This window comes from Natrinema sp. CBA1119, from assembly GCF_002572525.1.
GTDB lineage: Archaea > Halobacteriota > Halobacteria > Halobacteriales > Natrialbaceae > Natrinema.
In genome coordinates, this window is the sequence record NZ_PDBS01000002.1 from 142,549 (window position 1) to 156,733 (window position 14,185).

The 14,185-nt window shown below is 60.3% G+C and carries 16 protein-coding genes and 2 pseudogenes; 3 read left to right on the plus strand and 15 right to left on the minus strand.

The window, feature by feature from the left end:
- Positions 1-10: 10 nt before the first annotated feature.
- From CP556_RS20855 to CP556_RS26455, 10 genes and pseudogenes are all read right to left on the minus strand, one after another.
- Entirely contained in the window at positions 11-412 is a 402-nt protein-coding gene (locus CP556_RS20855) for a DUF6166 domain-containing protein (protein WP_098727609.1), read from the minus strand.
- A gap of 879 nt (positions 413-1,291) precedes the next feature.
- Positions 1,292-1,687, minus strand: coding sequence for a DUF7567 family protein (locus tag CP556_RS20865; RefSeq protein WP_098727611.1), 396 nt, complete (start codon positions 1,685-1,687; stop codon positions 1,292-1,294).
- Positions 1,688-1,762: 75 nt separating this feature from the next.
- Positions 1,763-2,128 (minus strand): DUF7568 family protein, encoded by a 366-nt coding sequence (locus CP556_RS20870; protein ID WP_098727612.1) that lies wholly within the window; start codon positions 2,126-2,128, stop codon positions 1,763-1,765.
- 10 nt (positions 2,129-2,138) lie between these two features.
- Positions 2,139-2,630 (minus strand): DUF7995 family protein, encoded by a 492-nt coding sequence (locus CP556_RS20875; RefSeq protein ID WP_098727613.1) that lies wholly within the window; start codon positions 2,628-2,630, stop codon positions 2,139-2,141.
- Positions 2,631-2,738: 108 nt separating this feature from the next.
- The gene (locus CP556_RS20880; RefSeq protein WP_098727614.1) at positions 2,739-3,176 is read right to left on the minus strand and encodes a DUF8025 family protein; all 438 of its coding nucleotides are present in this window, start codon (positions 3,174-3,176) and stop codon (positions 2,739-2,741) included.
- Between the two features lie 84 nt (positions 3,177-3,260).
- Positions 3,261-3,641, minus strand: a complete 381-nt coding sequence (locus tag CP556_RS20885; protein ID WP_098727615.1) for a hypothetical protein — start codon at positions 3,639-3,641, stop codon at positions 3,261-3,263.
- 103 nt (positions 3,642-3,744) lie between these two features.
- A complete protein-coding gene (locus CP556_RS26160; protein WP_176548275.1) occupies positions 3,745-3,894 on the minus strand; it encodes a DUF8012 family protein in 150 nt (49 codons plus the stop codon).
- Between the two features lie 182 nt (positions 3,895-4,076).
- Positions 4,077-6,667 (minus strand): annotated as a pseudogene (locus tag CP556_RS20890) (efflux RND transporter permease subunit).
- A 276-nt stretch (positions 6,668-6,943) separates the two neighbouring features.
- Positions 6,944-7,222 carry a DUF7521 family protein gene (locus CP556_RS20895; protein WP_098727616.1) on the minus strand — a complete coding sequence of 93 codons (279 nt, stop codon included), beginning with the start codon at positions 7,220-7,222 and terminating at the stop codon, positions 6,944-6,946.
- Positions 7,219-7,671, minus strand: coding sequence for a winged helix-turn-helix domain-containing protein (locus CP556_RS26455; RefSeq protein ID WP_098727617.1), 453 nt, complete (start codon positions 7,669-7,671; stop codon positions 7,219-7,221). The genes CP556_RS20895 and CP556_RS26455 overlap by 4 nt, the downstream gene beginning before the upstream one ends.
- A 372-nt stretch (positions 7,672-8,043) precedes the next feature.
- On the opposite strand from CP556_RS26455, the gene CP556_RS20905 reads away from it, so the two are divergent.
- Positions 8,044-8,484, plus strand: coding sequence for a CopD family protein (locus CP556_RS20905; protein WP_098727618.1), 441 nt, complete (start codon positions 8,044-8,046; stop codon positions 8,482-8,484).
- A 74-nt stretch (positions 8,485-8,558) separates the two neighbouring features.
- On the opposite strand, the gene CP556_RS20910 is transcribed toward CP556_RS20905, so the two are convergent.
- Positions 8,559-9,452 carry a biosurfactant protein 1 gene (locus tag CP556_RS20910; protein ID WP_098727619.1) on the minus strand — a complete coding sequence of 298 codons (894 nt, stop codon included), beginning with the start codon at positions 9,450-9,452 and terminating at the stop codon, positions 8,559-8,561.
- Between the two features lie 173 nt (positions 9,453-9,625).
- On the opposite strand from CP556_RS20910, the gene CP556_RS20915 reads away from it, so the two are divergent.
- Both CP556_RS20915 and CP556_RS20920 read left to right on the plus strand, forming a co-directional pair.
- On the plus strand, positions 9,626-10,228 hold the full coding sequence (locus CP556_RS20915) for a hypothetical protein (protein ID WP_098727620.1): 603 nt from the start codon (positions 9,626-9,628) through the stop codon (positions 10,226-10,228).
- Entirely contained in the window at positions 10,221-11,048 is an 828-nt protein-coding gene (locus CP556_RS20920; protein WP_098727621.1) for a nucleotidyl transferase AbiEii/AbiGii toxin family protein, read from the plus strand. Before CP556_RS20915 ends, CP556_RS20920 begins: the two co-directional genes overlap by 8 nt.
- A 61-nt stretch (positions 11,049-11,109) precedes the next feature.
- On the opposite strand, the pseudogene CP556_RS20925 reads toward CP556_RS20920, so the two are convergent.
- The 4 genes and pseudogenes from CP556_RS20925 to CP556_RS20940 all read right to left on the minus strand — a co-directional run.
- Positions 11,110-12,024, minus strand: a pseudogene (locus CP556_RS20925) (transcription initiation factor IIB); the annotation flags it as partial.
- A 212-nt stretch (positions 12,025-12,236) separates the two neighbouring features.
- Entirely contained in the window at positions 12,237-13,133 is an 897-nt protein-coding gene (locus CP556_RS20930) for a DNA-binding protein (protein WP_098727622.1), read from the minus strand.
- 21 nt (positions 13,134-13,154) lie between these two features.
- The gene (locus CP556_RS26165) at positions 13,155-13,508 is read right to left on the minus strand and encodes a hypothetical protein (protein ID WP_176548276.1); all 354 of its coding nucleotides are present in this window, start codon (positions 13,506-13,508) and stop codon (positions 13,155-13,157) included.
- 307 nt (positions 13,509-13,815) lie between these two features.
- A complete protein-coding gene (locus CP556_RS20940; RefSeq protein WP_098727623.1) occupies positions 13,816-14,076 on the minus strand; it encodes a HalOD1 output domain-containing protein in 261 nt (86 codons plus the stop codon).
- Positions 14,077-14,185 lie beyond the last annotated feature (109 nt).

The window sequence follows — 14,185 nt, forward strand, 5'->3', positions numbered from 1 at the left end:
ATGATCGACCTTAGGCAATAGCCACAACTTCCTCGTCGGTACTGGCGAGGAGAGTGGCTTCGATGTCGCTCCCGGAGAGTCGCCAGCACTCGTCGGAACTATCACAGTCCAGTTGGCTCACGACCTCGTTTTTGAACTCGGTGTAATGCGCCAGTGCGACCTCTTCATCATCCGTGTAGTCCAGTAGGAGCGCGAGTGCGAGCTGCGCTGGACCACTTCCACCGTATCCCCATTCGAAGCCCGAGGGACTGTGGTTCGCCAGTTCGAGACTCCGCTCTGGCGTGAGCTGTTCCTGGTCCGATTGTTTCTCGACGATGGCGCGGCCTCGACGACGGTAACCGACGTAGACGACGTCGCCGTCACCCGAGGCCCGTGACTGTACGTGCGAGTGTGGGTCGCTGATTCCACTCATAGGTCAGTTCGCGGGAGGCTTGTTCGATCACCCCCGCACCCCTCAGGGGGCGACAAACAGCTACCAGGACTCACTTACTACGAGGATGTCGTCGAACTGTCCCCGGGCTGGATTATCGTCGAAACTCGATGCATTATCAGCCGCCAAGGGGGCAGCAGGCCCTAGTAATCGACCCTTTGAGCTGGCGTAAGCGAAATAGACTCGATTGCCTCACGACGGACGTCTTTCTCAAGCCCGTTCTCACTCAATAGCCGTAATACCCCTTCAGGCCCACCACGAATCGCCTGGGCACTCGCCGCGAAGCACTTCGAGCGACCATCGTCACCCCATACTTCGACGCGCAACTCTGCGCCCTCAACGTCACTGTCCCACTGCCTTTTAACGTATGTCTCCCAGCACTCGCTACAGACTGCTTCGACCTGATCCTCTAGATTCCCGGTGAATGAGTCCGGTTCGAACGATAAAGAATGATGGAGTGCATCGCTGCAAACGCGCTCAGCCCACGTGATCTCTCCTCCCTCATCCCGTTCAACTCGAACCAGACAGCCGTTCACGCCAGCGATAGAATCGTCGTTGAGATCCACGTATGGCCGATCGAGTCGATCCCGACAGTGTCGACACGTAATGTCCTCTGCTGTCACGTCTTCATCTAGTTCGAAGTGCTCTCCCTCGATCGGTAAGCGCACGTCATCACAGAGACTCGACCATCCGAATCCGGTACTCGGGGGCATATGATTATTGTAGAAGACGTGTGTGAGCCCATCGTCAGTCGTCCAGCGGTAGGGCGTCGGGTACATAGAGTGAACCTCCTACCACAGAGACAATAAAACCGACTCTAAAGGAGGTTCGACAGCGCCACGATAGTGACAATCGGTTTCCCTACGCGAGGTGGGAGACGTCTGCAGGCTCGTCGACGTCGTCGAACTCGTCTCGCTCAACCGGCTCCCAATCGTCGCCAGGTTCCGGACTCCACCAATCGACGTCGAAGGCACCCGGCGCCCCGAGGATTTTCACCCGTGCCGAGCCATCGGGGAGGTCACGACGTAGCTTTGCGTCGACGTGAAGGTTCCAGGCCGTGTCCGTGTCGAAGCAGGCGAGCACAGCCTCCTCATGGCCTCGCTTCTCACGCGATTCCTGTAGTTCGACCTGCGTATTGCAGTGCTTGCAGAATACTCCCTCGAAGGGAATGTGGCTGAATACCTCGTGCCCGCAGACCGGACACCAGAGGAACTCGAACAACGCCTCGCTATGTCGGTCGATGACGTCAAGACTCATTGTCGAATCACGCCCGGTTGGACCGGGTCACTCTCTCCGGCCCAGAATAGACACCAGTACTAGCGCGCTCACCGGTCAGCGCTCGGCGCCGTAGACGATTTTCGACCGCCCTTCGTAGCCACAGTCAGGACAGTCGAACCATCGCTGTACCTTCGCACCATCAGCAGTTTTCTGGCCGACGAGGACGTCGTCGTTCGGACACTCGGGACAGGTGAGGTCGGGCACTGGCCTGTCTCGGAGTACGTCCCGAAACGCGGTCACATCCTTCGTCTCGAAGCCCCGCGACCACACGGGATACCCATCGACGAGAATTACCGCCCGCCATGTATGGCGGTACGAATCGAGCGCTCGATGCAGGACTGCTCTGGCTCCGGTTTCCGTATTCCGATACGCCAGTCTCGGTGTCCGGCTCTCTCGCGTCCAGTTCGGGATGGGTGGCATCGTGGCTACTCTAGTAGTGAACGTCCGCTGGCACAATCCAGAGGTCCTCGCTCTCGTCGAGAATCCGATTGAGCTGGCCGCGATGCCGAATGCCGCTGCCATGTTCATCGTACAGGCAAACCGATGGCCCGTCGTACGCGCCGACTTGATGGAAAGCGTGTCGGGCGAGGTCCTCGTCGCGCATGATTTCCTCGTCGCTGCGTTCGTCGAGCGCCTCCTTCACGCGGTCGAGATTCCGCTGGAACTCCTCCTTCGTGGCGTCCCATCCGCGTTCGAGCAGCTCTGTACCCTCCTCGGATTCCACAGCGGCTGCAACTGGCAGGTCACCCCAGCGCGCCGTACCAGCGACTGTCGTCTCGTCGTCGTCAAATGTGACGTAGTAGTCGAAGACAGCGCCGGCGTGTGGCACGGCGCCGACGAGTCGATCGAACACCGTCTTTCCGGTGGCGAGTGCTTCGTCTCGGGTCGATGCTTCTACCAGGGTGTAAATGACCATGTGCATCGGTTTTCACCTTAATCTGCCGACGCACGCGACTGCACTCCGCGTCACTGCTTGGTGCGCCGGCACCCATCGCCGGCGCACAATAAACACTGCCGGAATATGCGTTTACTAGGCTTCGTCTCTTTCCGACCCAGTGACCTCCTCGACGGTGATCGTCAGGTCACCGGATTCGTAGTCGGCCTGGAAATCGACCGCAAACGTCTCTGACTCGTAGGCGGCATGGTAGGCGCGATGCCGTTTGAGTGTCCCAGTCGCTTTGAAGTGGAAGAACGCCGCTGCGGTGTACGGTTTGCTGGCGGTTTCGACCTGTGCTTCGATCGACGCTTGCAGCGCGATCTGCGGGGTGTCGCTGTCGATTCCGGCGGCGAAGGCTCTGGCTTCGTCGACATTCGTCTTCGAATGCTCGGGCGTCTCGCCGGTCAAAATGTTCACCGGGGTTTCCGTCTCCTCGGTGAACAGAACGTCTTCGAACGTCTGCGTGCCGAGAATCGTCTCGGGGCCTAGCTCACAGTCCTCGAACGGGTCGTCGGGTGGTTGTTCGGACATGGAATCACGGAGCCCCACGAGGGGCTCAGTCCTACAGCCCCCGATAAACGACTCCTCTGCACCCGCCAAGGGGTTGGTCACCAGTCACTCGTCGATCGGGTCGAGTCCGCTGAGATCGGCGTGTAGGACTTCGCCGTCGCGAACGACGTATCGTGTGGCGAGGACCGGGAAGCGACACTTCGTGTACCCGGCCGTCTGGATATCGAGTTCCTCATCGCCATCGATGTACTCGGCGAGCTGCCGGAGGAACTCGTGGGTCACGATCCCACCCTCGTAGTCGGGGAGACCGTTTTCACGCGCTTCGTATACCTCGAAATCGTCGTAGCCCCAGATGATGAGTTCGCCTTCCTCGTCTACCTCCCAGTTGAGGGTCTCGAAGCAATAGCTCTCACAGAGCTGACGGACTGCTTGTGCGTCCGATACGATCGCGCCGGTCGACGTCGTCGCTGCTTGGAGTGTTGCCATCGGTTGTACTCGGGGGCGTTTTCCTGCCCCTCACCCTTCAGGGGATTACAAACTCTCCCTCTACGGTGAATCTGGAAGAAGCGCCGCTCGACGGTTTGTATAGTCAGGACTCTATCTGGATGTTGGCCTCTTCCGTGGCAGCTGGTCGAGTAAGGAGACTCACCTGCTCCAGGAGCGTCATCGCTGCGTCGATACTGCTGAGATTGCTGAGAGCGCGGTGCATCTGGTAGCCGGGTGTATTTCGTGGGTCCATGTGTACGCCTCCGCCGATTTGCGGCATAGAACAACTTATTGTACGTGCGCAGGCCGTCGTAGCTTGGGTGACCAGAGATAACCCGGCTGTACCTGAACCGATTTACGGTCTGGAGACACTAGGACGACTCCAGGCTGATACAGAGCGAAAGAAGCAACGGTACCGTTCTGGCTCTATTGTGACTATTTCCAGCGAAGGAATCGTTCTCGAACCACGAGGAGCGACGGTAACACGGTGACACAGCTCACGAACGCGAAGATGATACTCAACCCAGTCACGAGGCCGAAACGGTGGAGCGGCGGGGAGAGTGCGAGTGCGAGGACGCCAAAGCCCGCTGCCGTCGTCGCTGCACTCCCCAGCAGCGCACCGCCAGTCCCAGTGACTGCAGCTACCAGCGATTCGTTGAGCGACGTTCGGCGCTCACGCTCGTCGACGAATCGCTCACCGAGGTGGATGCTGTAGTCGACGCCGAGCCCGATGGCCAAACTCGTGATGACGACTGTCTCGCTGTTGAACGGGATGTTGAGCAGTGCCATTGTGCCGAGCAACCACGCGAGCGCGAGGAGGACGGGGACGAGCACCACGACCGCGAGCCCTGGTGCGCGGTACCGCCACCAGTACAGGCCAATAAGGAACGTCAGGATGACCCCCAGCGTCACGGCGAATCCCTCGACGAGCGTCTCGAACAGGGCGCTCTGGACGACAGCGGTGATGACCGGCCCACCTGTTGCAACGGCTGTTACCGGTGCATTCGATTCGATACCCGCCGCGACTTGTCGCACGTCGCTGGCGATCGATTGGGCTGCCGCGTCGGTCTGCACACCGACGAGCAACCTGGCTGTCGCATACGACCCGTTCTCGGTACGATAGAGGACTGTCGACGACCGGTCGGGGCGGCGTCGTACACGAGGTCGTAGACAGACGCGACATCCTCGTCCGGGAGGCCATCACTATCCGAGTCGCGCGCATCGATTGCGCTGGCGACGGTCTGATTCTCGGCCGCGACCGAACGGAGAACAGACGCCGGACTCTCGACCGCGGCCGTGCCGTCCGACTGCATGGCGATCGTTCCATCTCGACTCGTATACGAGGACGTATTGTCGGTTGCAGTGAGCACTGCCGGCGCGGTCACGTTCCCGCGTATCAGTATCTGGGCCTCCGATCCCTGTCCGCGTTGACGGAAGTTGTCGCTCAGATACTCGAGATTCTCTCGGACGTCGTACTCGGCTGGGGCGAACGGTTCCGGAAGCGACTCCATCCACCCTGGGGCATCCTCCGGCAGGAAGTCCGCCTGGTTGAACTCCGTATCGAGGCCAGTCGCACCGTAGGCACCTGCCGAAGCCAACAACAGTGAGACGACGAGAACGGCGATCGGTGCGCGTCGTGAGAGAGTCGCAGTACCCGAGAGCACACGTCGAATTGGCCCTGAGCCGACTCCAAACGCTGTCTGCTGGCGGTCACGGCCGAGTCGAGCGAGGAGTTGTTCGACTTCGAGTTTGACGGCCGGGACGAGTGCCGCGAAGACAACGAACATCGCGATGATACCGGTCGCGCTCAGGAGCGCGAAGTCCTGAATTGACCCGAGCGGGCTGACGTAGTTCGATAAGAAGCCAATCCCGGTCGTGAACGCAGCGGCGGCCAGCGCAACGACAACACCGGCGATCCCCGCCCGCATTGCAGTGGTCGGATTCCGTCGGCTATCGGAATCAGTATCGGTGCCGTGATCCCCCGTTCGCGCCTCGCGATAGCGCATAACGACGTGGAGCGAGTAGTCGATACTCAGTCCAATGAGCAGGAACGGGACGGCGATGAGTATCGAACTGGACGGGATTCCGAGCCAGCCCTGGATACCCTGGAGCCACACCATCACCGCGCCGATCCCGAACAGGCTGACGAGCACGTCGACCACGTCGCGGTAGGCGATACCGAGGACGACGAGCAGGAGGACGAGAGCGACGGGGGTGATGATGAGGAAGCTGTCGCCGATGGCCTGCGAGGACGCCTCGTCGATGATGCCCTGTCCGAAGACGAACGCGTCGGCATCGTCGAAGCGCTCGTCGACCAGGGAGGCGATAGCCACTTGCGCATCGTACGCCTCCTGGGGCGTTTCGCTAGCGCCGCCACTGTTGTCGGATTGGAAGACGAGTGTCAGTCTCGCGTCGGCGCTCGTTGCGCCGGGTTCGTAGTCCGACGGCAGGAATGTGGTCGGGTCACGGTCAGGGGCGGTCGAATCCGAATTGAGTAGTCGAGTGAGTAGTGCATCAACCTCCTCGTCTGAGCGTGATTCGAGCGCCTCGATCTGTTGGTCGAGTGTCGGCGCTGGTGGCTGCCCGTTCCGACCGGCGGAGGTTGTGTCGTTTGTCCCGTTCCCAGCCGTTCGGGCTTCGAAGTAGGCCGCAGTCGCCACGATGTTCTCGAGACCGCGGAGCCCCGACTCCGCTCGGAGCGTCGTATTGATGGCTTCGTTCTCACGCATCTCCTGCTGGAGTCGGAGGCTCTGCAGTAACGACTCGCGGGTGAGCACGTCTCCACCCTTGTCTCTGACGACGATCTGTGTGACCACCGCATCGTCCGTTCCGTACGTCGATTCGATCTCCTCAAGCGCTGCCTGTTCCTCGGAGTCGATGCCCGCCCGTCCGATACTGCCGTCTTCACTGGTGCCGACCACCGCGCCAGCGCCGACGATCGCCGTGAGGACGAGCAACAGGACGATGATGAGTTTGCTCCGCGAGACGAGCGCGTCCGCGTATCGAGACGGCAAATTCCGTTTCATTGGTCACCGACACCGCTTCGTATTCGCGTGGGCTGTGGCGTTGAGGTTGGCTGACGGACTGGTGTATTCGACTCGTTCATTGTCACACTCTCCGTGTGTGCCTCATATGGAACGATGGAGGTCTCCCACAACGTGGGACAACCGCGAAGTTCGGTTACTCTCTGGAAACGATTTCGTAACTAGACAACTGAACAGGCCACTCTGAATGAAACAGACGGCGTGGGTGGGCTGGATGGAATAGTCTCTGAGTGGTTCCAACCGATCGAGTAGCCGCGGCTACTGACCGTAGAGTCCGTATATCATGACGAGGAAACCGCCACAAGCGATGAGGCTCTCAAAGAGCATTCCCTGGACGCTCGGAATGCCGAAGATGTGGTGGAGGATCCCGACCAGAAACGTCCCGATGGTGATGACCATGAGACCCACTGCGAAGTACTGGAGTCCCTCGATCTGCGTTCGTTGATAGGCTCGATACGCTAACAGGGAGACGATACCCCCGAGGACTAATGCAGCGATTTTGACGATGCCGAGCAGGATGATAATACTGTCCGTCATGATTCTTTCTTCATCTCGGACCAGAACGTCGCCATACGGTCCTCGGCATCCTCGTCTGGTCGTTCGACGGAGACGGTGAATTCGTCGTCGTCGATGCTGATCGAGATATCCGCGAAATCCCGTTCGTACAACGTGGCGTTCGGTCCGTCACGGCGGACTTCAGTGTACTCTTTGACGAGAGCGGCCTCACGGAGTCGCTCAAGTTTGCGATACACTGTCGAACTCGGCAACTCGCATTCGTTGCAGAGTGTGGTTGCGGATTTCGGCTCGGTCAATGTCGTGAGTATCGCTCTGCATTTACTGTCTTCGAGCGATTGAAGGACTGCTGAAACGGGCGGATCGTCGTCATCCGTCGAGGGATCCTGCACCATATTGGTGGCTGTCTGAGTCGCGTTCGACCGTGATGGGATGAGCGAGAGCCGGTTTGGGTCGATGAATTCCTCAGTCATTCGAATATCGCATTCTCCAGGTCGTCTCGACTCCGAGACGAGTACGCTGTCAGTTAGCTCTGTCTTACGACTATGGGTGTATAGGGGTATCGGGTGTTCCCAGATCCTTGGACTAGCAGAACGTCCGATACGTAGTTGGGTAGAGTCGATGCCAAATACTGGTCTGATCTCCGCCGCTCGGTCTCCAATCCCACATTCTGGGACACTTCCATCGTTGTTTATCTACTGCTGTCACAGATTTGGGTGAATGATGACTAGATACCGTTACTGGCCGAAAGAACGAACCGAACTCATGATCCTCGAAGCTGGCGAATCTGTTGATGACAACGCGGCTACTGGACAAGGATCGTGCCTGAGTATGGAGGGTCAGTAATGGCGACGATGCTTGACGTTGTTATGACTATCCACACTATTTTTGCTGCATTGTGGACCGGTGGTACACTCTTGGTTGCAGGCACTGTGCTCCCTGCAGCTCGTAGAGACTTGCTCGGAGGGGAGGCGTTGGCTCTTATCGGCCGTCGATTCTCGTATCTCACGATCGTTTCGGTGCTGCTACTGCTGTTCACTGGTGGGCATCTTGCAGGAACGCTCTACACCGCCGAATCCCTCCAATCGACCGGGCGGGGGCATCTCGTCCTGACGATGGTCGGCCTGTGGCTCGTCCTTCCAATAGTGCTCTACGGTGGCTTCCGTCAGCTAACCGGTCTTCCACCGGAACAATCGGCGGCAACTGCAGCGACGGAGGCGCGACCGTGGTTTCTGACTGCGAGTGTTGTTTCGATAGCACTCCTCATCGTCGCTGGGCTTCTATGAACTGATTTCACCGTTTGCTATCGAGAGTCCATCTGAACGGGCAGACCTGGACGTATCTGGCATCACTAGCCCGATTAAGTCTTCTCGGCAGAGTGTGGACCGTATCGAGGCGTTCCGCATACCTGGCACTCCCACATCGGCTGCCTAGCCCACTCGTCGTCAGGCACATCTTCACACTTGAGAAATCGATGCTCGGTCTCTCGAGTACACTCCCGACACTCGAGGGACTCTCTATTCGGGCTCTCGTGTCGCGGGTTCCCGGTACTGGCGTCGGTGACGGATCGCTGAAGTGCAATCGCCGGCACCAGCCAGATGTCGTCATCTGCGTCCTCGAGAAGGGTCTCAAGACGTTCCTCGTCGTGAATCCCACTCCCGGTTTCGTCGTAGAGGAACGTCGCGTGCTCGCCGTCGTGACGCGACTGCGTCGTGTCTGTCCACGTCGTCCGCTCACGCGCCGCCGTGAGCAACTGTGCACCGCTCTCGGACGTGATTCGCGCCGCCGAGGGGAGTGAGGGCCATCGGCCGGCAAGTTGCGTTGCAGGCTCCTCGTCGAGGTCGTAGATGAGCTGGCAGTCGTCGGCCGCGGGGTTAGAACCCGATTTTGCGAGGAGAGAGGCCGCAGCAGAGCCCTTTGCCACGGCGCCGTAGAACGTCCGCGACTCGACGAGCGCGTGGATGACATGGAGGATATCACACTCCGAATCAGGGGTGTCCTGGTCATCGGTGGGTGCATCGAGATGATTCGTGAGACAGAACCGGCACTTCGTCTGGCCAGCGGGAATCGACGTCCCACAGGAAGTACACTCGGCCGTCGTTGCTGTCGTGTCGTCTGGATAGCCTGTGTGGGCTTCGCCTGTTCGTTGACGTCGGGGCTCCCTGTCGGTACTGCCGGAAAGTTTGTCGTCGGGAATATGCGTCGCTTCGCCAAGCGGCCGGAGCTCTTCGTGATCAGCATTCTGTCTGGTCATCTGTGGTCGTGAACTGCGTTGCTTCGGTTTCGCATGTAAATATTCGCTGCACATCATCATTCCGGTTGTGTATATAAGCACCAAGAATTACCGGATGTTCCGGTAACGCCAGAGCTTATAAGTGCTGCCGGATTCCGGTTAGGTATATAAGCATGGCGAGCTACCTAGGTAGTATGCTCCTCGAACCGCCCGCTCGCGAACGCGGATTCAAGAAGGAGCGACTGCATCGAGTTCTCCTCAATCACCCGACGGACGATTTGAGTACTTACGAAGTAGCCAAGCGCGCAGACGTCTCCCAGTCGTGGGGCTACGACTATATCGATCAGCTCGAAGCGGCTGGTCTCGTCGACGATACGAGGGTTGTCGATCCCACGGGCCTCTACGAGCACTGGCGCGAGACACGGATTCACCCGAACGAACTCAGCGTGTCGCTCCAGCAGCCACGCGACCGAATTCAAGAAACCGAGTGTGAGTACGCCCTCACGACGTACGAGGCCGAGAACATCCACCAGGGATTTCTCTTCGTTTCCGAGACGGCCCTGTACGTAGATCCCGACGACATCGAACACTGGCTTGAGTTCATCGAAGAGCGAGGACTCATCGGTGGCGGGAACACGGAGTTCCGGGTAACCGACGAGCACGTCTTCTACAACGCCCAGACTATCGACGGCGTCCGGACGGTATCGATTCCACAATTGATCGTCGACCTCCTCGACGAGGATGGCCCTGCAGTCGAGGCTGCTCATCGCCTGATCGAGATGTATCACAATGAGTAGCGGCGACCGAAGTCAGTACGTCGACGCGGTGACCACGCTCTCCGAGCGGGAACTACAGGATATCATGGCGGCTGCGAGCCCACCAGTATGCTTACTCGGGGGCTGGGCCGTTCACCTGCACGTCACCGAGGGCTTTCGGGCCGCGTATGACCGGCCCTACATCGGGTCACGTGACATCGACCTCGGCATCCATATCGAGACGGACTGGACGACCGAGGAGATGCCCACGACATCGGTCGCGATGACGCTCCAGGAGATCGAGGAGGAACTCGGCTATACCCGGGGTCGGTTCGGCTTCTATCAGCAGTTCCATCGGGACACCGGGGAGCGACTGAGTGACGATGAGGCGACAGACCACCCGCCGCATAACATCTTTCGCGTCGATATCGACATTATCCCCGACACCACCGCACTTGATGCGTTTCACGAGGCTTTCGGATTCCGCCCACCCGCAGAACCACTGCTCGAACCCGCATTTACGGCCGGACGTGCTGAGGCGCTCGACGACTACGTTTCGTGGGACGCGCCTGCGGAGGTTCTTATTGCAGCACCGGAGCTGCTCGCGGCGATGAAGGTCCGTGCTCTCCCCCAGCGAGATAAGAGCCACAAGCGCCTGAAAGACCTCGCTGATCTGCACGCACTCCTCTGGTACGTCACCGAGTATGACGAGATAACGGAGGCCGTCCACACGCATCTGAATGACGACGATATCACGACCTTTCGGGACGCGACGACTGATGTGGTATACGACCGCGCAGCGCGGCTCATCGGCGTCGATGCATCCCTTCTCAGTCAGTCGATTGAACGCCTATTCGTGTAGGTAGCGGGTTGTTACCACTGGCTGCAGGCGGAGTACTGCTTTGATCTGTTTGTTCGAGTAGCTCGTTGAGTGTGTTCCAGTGGGTCCGCAGCGTCACCGGCGACGTGTTCGCGACGTCGGCGATTGTCGACTGGGTGAGCACCAGCCCGTGTTCTTGGCCAGCTTTGTAGAAACACGCCCCGGCGAACCCCGATGGTTGTACGCCGGTGGTGACGCCAGCCTCCTCCGCGTGGTCTGCGAGTTCACGTGCCCGTTGCCGAATCTGATCGGGAACATCGAGTTCCGAGGCCAACCGCGGGACGAACGCACTGGGCGTCACGGGCTGGGCCGGGAGGCCGAGTTCCGTGTTCAGCGTCTTGTACGCGTTCGTCACGCGCGACTGCTCGACGCGTGCCGGGTCGGTGACGTCGTCGAGGGTTCGCGAGAGCCCGTTGCACCGACAGGCGCCGTAGACGCTTGCCGCGGCCATCGCTTCGATCGACCGGCCCGGCAGGAGACCCTCGTTCTGGGCGCTCCGAAAGAGCTGGCACGCCTGGTCACGAATCGTCTCGGCCAGCTCGAGCGCGCTCACGATCCGGCGGACCTCACCCAGACCGTGTGCGAGGTTGCGCTCGGCTTTCGACTGAAACCGCCCACGAGTCTGCTCCCGGCGCATCCGGGCGACCCGACGACGCTTCCGCCCGGAGAGCGTGTTCCCGTTCGCATCGGTCCCACGGCCGATCTCGGTCGATAGGCCCCGGTCGTGCCGCGCTGCCGTGAGCGGCGCACCTGTCCGTTCGCGCTCGTCCTCGTCGAATGCTCGCCATTCGGGCCCGTGGTCGATCTGGTGCTCGTCGACGACGAGGCCACAGTCCTCACAGACGGTTTCGACCGCATTGGTGGTGACCCGACCGTCACATTCGGGGCACTGCTTTGCACTTGAGTCAGTCTGGACATCTTCGTCGAACGTCGTCTCGTAGATCTCTTTGGTTGCCATGATTCTCACGAGGGACATTACAATGAATCGCACCTCTTAGAGCGCCCCTCACCCGTTAGGGGCAGATAAACACCTAGCGGTACGGAGCCGGCGCAGTGCGATGCTGTGGCGAAAGCCCGGCGGCTCTGTGACCGCCCGGAACGTGGAGGTTGGGTGGGGCGGCGGGAAGCGGGTGAACGGGCATTAGCAAAAAAGAGAGCCGCGTTAGCCGACTACTCCCACCACTGACCGCGCTCGGGGAACAGCACGGTGCTCCACCCGGTCAGGGCCACTGAGACGCGCCCCTGATACCAGTTCCGCGCCGCCCCGTGAATCCGCACACGTTCTCCTTCTTCCATCCACGGTGCGTCCGACGCTTTCCAACTCGTGAATTTCGTGCGTCCGCTCTCATCCTCGATGAGTCCCACTTGGGCAATGGCTGGACTCGACGGCTCCCACAGTTGTGTAATCGTTCCTTCGATGCTCACCTCCTTTCGGTTCACGTCCTCGACCGTCCCTATCGGGATCACCTGGCCCGGCGCCGTCTGTAGCTCCTCGAACACGCCGACGACCGCACTCATCATGTCTTTCCCCGTGACGACCGCCTCGGCCAGCCGCCGACTGATCGCCGCCCGCGACCACCCATCCAGCTTCTCGGCCAACCGCATCGACTGTTCGTTCACAGCCGCCAACTGCTCCTGCTCGAGCTCTGCACGGGGATCTTGACGCTCCGGGTCCGCCATCGGATCCACGCTCGCTCTCCGCTTCTGGAACTCCGTCCGCCGCTTCGCACTTCGTTTCGCCGCGATATCTCGCGTCCGCGCCTCCCGACCCTCCTGCGTCCCGAGTTCGGCTTGGGCACTGATGCGCTCCAGCTCAGCTTCCCGCGCCTTGATGCGCTCTTCTTGTTTGAGGGTCTTCCCGAACATGTGATCCGGTCCTTCCTCGACGCGCGCGTCCGGATGGTTTGAATCGACTTTCGCCTGCACTTCCATATCGACCGTCGCCTGGAACTCCGGGGTCTCATCGACGACCTCGAAGCCATCCTCATCGACCGCCGCTTCATCGTGTTTCTCGAATGCCTGTTCATCGACCGAAACTACTTCACTGGAGACGTTCTTACTCGACATTGCAGTTAATCCTGAAGGCGCTCACTCGGCGTCTTCTTCCGACACCACGACTCTCCAGCCGTGGCTGTCCACAACGACCAACTCATCCATCGCGCGCTCTCGCTCGCGCCTTCGCGAGCGCCCCTGGGCGCGAGCGAGAGCGCGCCCGAGGAGGCCACCCATCCAGAACCGCGCGCCGATCCGCCCGGAGCGAGCGTCCAGCGGGATATGCCCGCTCGTGTCCGGCCCGATGCGCAGGATCGTGTCCAGGGCGATTGTCGGGAGCATGGCGAGCCCGCGGGGTGGCTCGCCGCGCGCAGCGGCACCAAGCCCTGGAACGCGAAAGCCCGCGAGGGGCGCAACCGACGGGGATACCCGCTGGCGTCGAGGGCACATGCATTTTAGCCCGGAACGGGCGCTCGTGGTGTGGGGAGCGCCCGCACGCCCGGAATGGTCGGTCGCGAGCGACGCGGAGGGCGGAACGCGGCGAGCGGGGCGTGCCGTTACGAACCACCCGTCCAACTGAAGTCGACGCTCGGTGACCCATCCAGCCGACGTCCTGGTGGACTTAGAAAGGGCGAGGCCGTCTCGGTTGTCCCCCGACCCCGCTAGCACCGCAGGCACGAGGAGCGCAGCGGTTGTCGTGGGATGCCGAGCGGCCGCGGGCTTTCAGCGCTGGTCCCGGTCGACAAACGTGATTCCGCTACTGATCCGTAGAATTGGCTTCGTCGTCGATCAGGACGTCGACGCTGTCTGGCGTCACCACAAGGCGAATTCCTTCTACGGTGAACTGTACTTCTACGTCCCTACTCGACGAGTGTAGGATCTGCTCGAGCGCCTCGACGTCGACAGCATCGTACAGTTGATACTCGTCCCGGTCCAACCCACACGCTTCGAGCGTCTCGATGATGTCGACGACGAGGTCAGGCGAGGCTCCAGGCCCAGTCCTTGATGAGTAATTCATCTTAACACTCGGCGCTTAGGATGGCTGGCGTTTAAAGGATTGGGAGTCAACCACAGTTGCTTGAAGCTTCTACAATTGACTTAGCGCGTGTGGAATAGTGTCGGCGCAA

Excerpts from the sequence above, each read along its gene's own strand:
- CP556_RS20875 (WP_098727613.1), bottom strand. The coding sequence starts at position 2,630 with ATGCACATGGTCATTTACACCCTGGTAGAAGCATCGACCCGAGACGAA.
- CP556_RS20870 (WP_098727612.1), bottom strand. The coding sequence starts at position 2,128 with ATGCCACCCATCCCGAACTGGACGCGAGAGAGCCGGACACCGAGACTG.
- CP556_RS20885 (WP_098727615.1), bottom strand. The coding sequence starts at position 3,641 with ATGGCAACACTCCAAGCAGCGACGACGTCGACCGGCGCGATCGTATCG.
- CP556_RS20920 (WP_098727621.1), top strand. The coding sequence starts at position 10,221 with ATGAGTAGCGGCGACCGAAGTCAGTACGTCGACGCGGTGACCACGCTC.
- CP556_RS20880 (WP_098727614.1), bottom strand. The coding sequence starts at position 3,176 with ATGTCCGAACAACCACCCGACGACCCGTTCGAGGACTGTGAGCTAGGC.
- CP556_RS20910 (WP_098727619.1), bottom strand. The coding sequence starts at position 9,452 with ATGACCAGACAGAATGCTGATCACGAAGAGCTCCGGCCGCTTGGCGAA.
- CP556_RS20855 (WP_098727609.1), bottom strand. The coding sequence starts at position 412 with ATGAGTGGAATCAGCGACCCACACTCGCACGTACAGTCACGGGCCTCG.
- CP556_RS20915 (WP_098727620.1), top strand. The coding sequence starts at position 9,626 with ATGCTCCTCGAACCGCCCGCTCGCGAACGCGGATTCAAGAAGGAGCGA.
- CP556_RS20905 (WP_098727618.1), top strand. The coding sequence starts at position 8,044 with ATGGCGACGATGCTTGACGTTGTTATGACTATCCACACTATTTTTGCT.
- CP556_RS20895 (WP_098727616.1), bottom strand. The coding sequence starts at position 7,222 with ATGACGGACAGTATTATCATCCTGCTCGGCATCGTCAAAATCGCTGCA.
- CP556_RS26165 (WP_176548276.1), bottom strand. The coding sequence starts at position 13,508 with ATGTGCCCTCGACGCCAGCGGGTATCCCCGTCGGTTGCGCCCCTCGCG.
- CP556_RS20930 (WP_098727622.1), bottom strand. The coding sequence starts at position 13,133 with ATGTCGAGTAAGAACGTCTCCAGTGAAGTAGTTTCGGTCGATGAACAG.
- CP556_RS26160 (WP_176548275.1), bottom strand. The coding sequence starts at position 3,894 with ATGGACCCACGAAATACACCCGGCTACCAGATGCACCGCGCTCTCAGC.
- CP556_RS20865 (WP_098727611.1), bottom strand. The coding sequence starts at position 1,687 with ATGAGTCTTGACGTCATCGACCGACATAGCGAGGCGTTGTTCGAGTTC.
- CP556_RS26455 (WP_098727617.1), bottom strand. The coding sequence starts at position 7,671 with ATGACTGAGGAATTCATCGACCCAAACCGGCTCTCGCTCATCCCATCA.
- CP556_RS20940 (WP_098727623.1), bottom strand. The coding sequence starts at position 14,076 with ATGAATTACTCATCAAGGACTGGGCCTGGAGCCTCGCCTGACCTCGTC.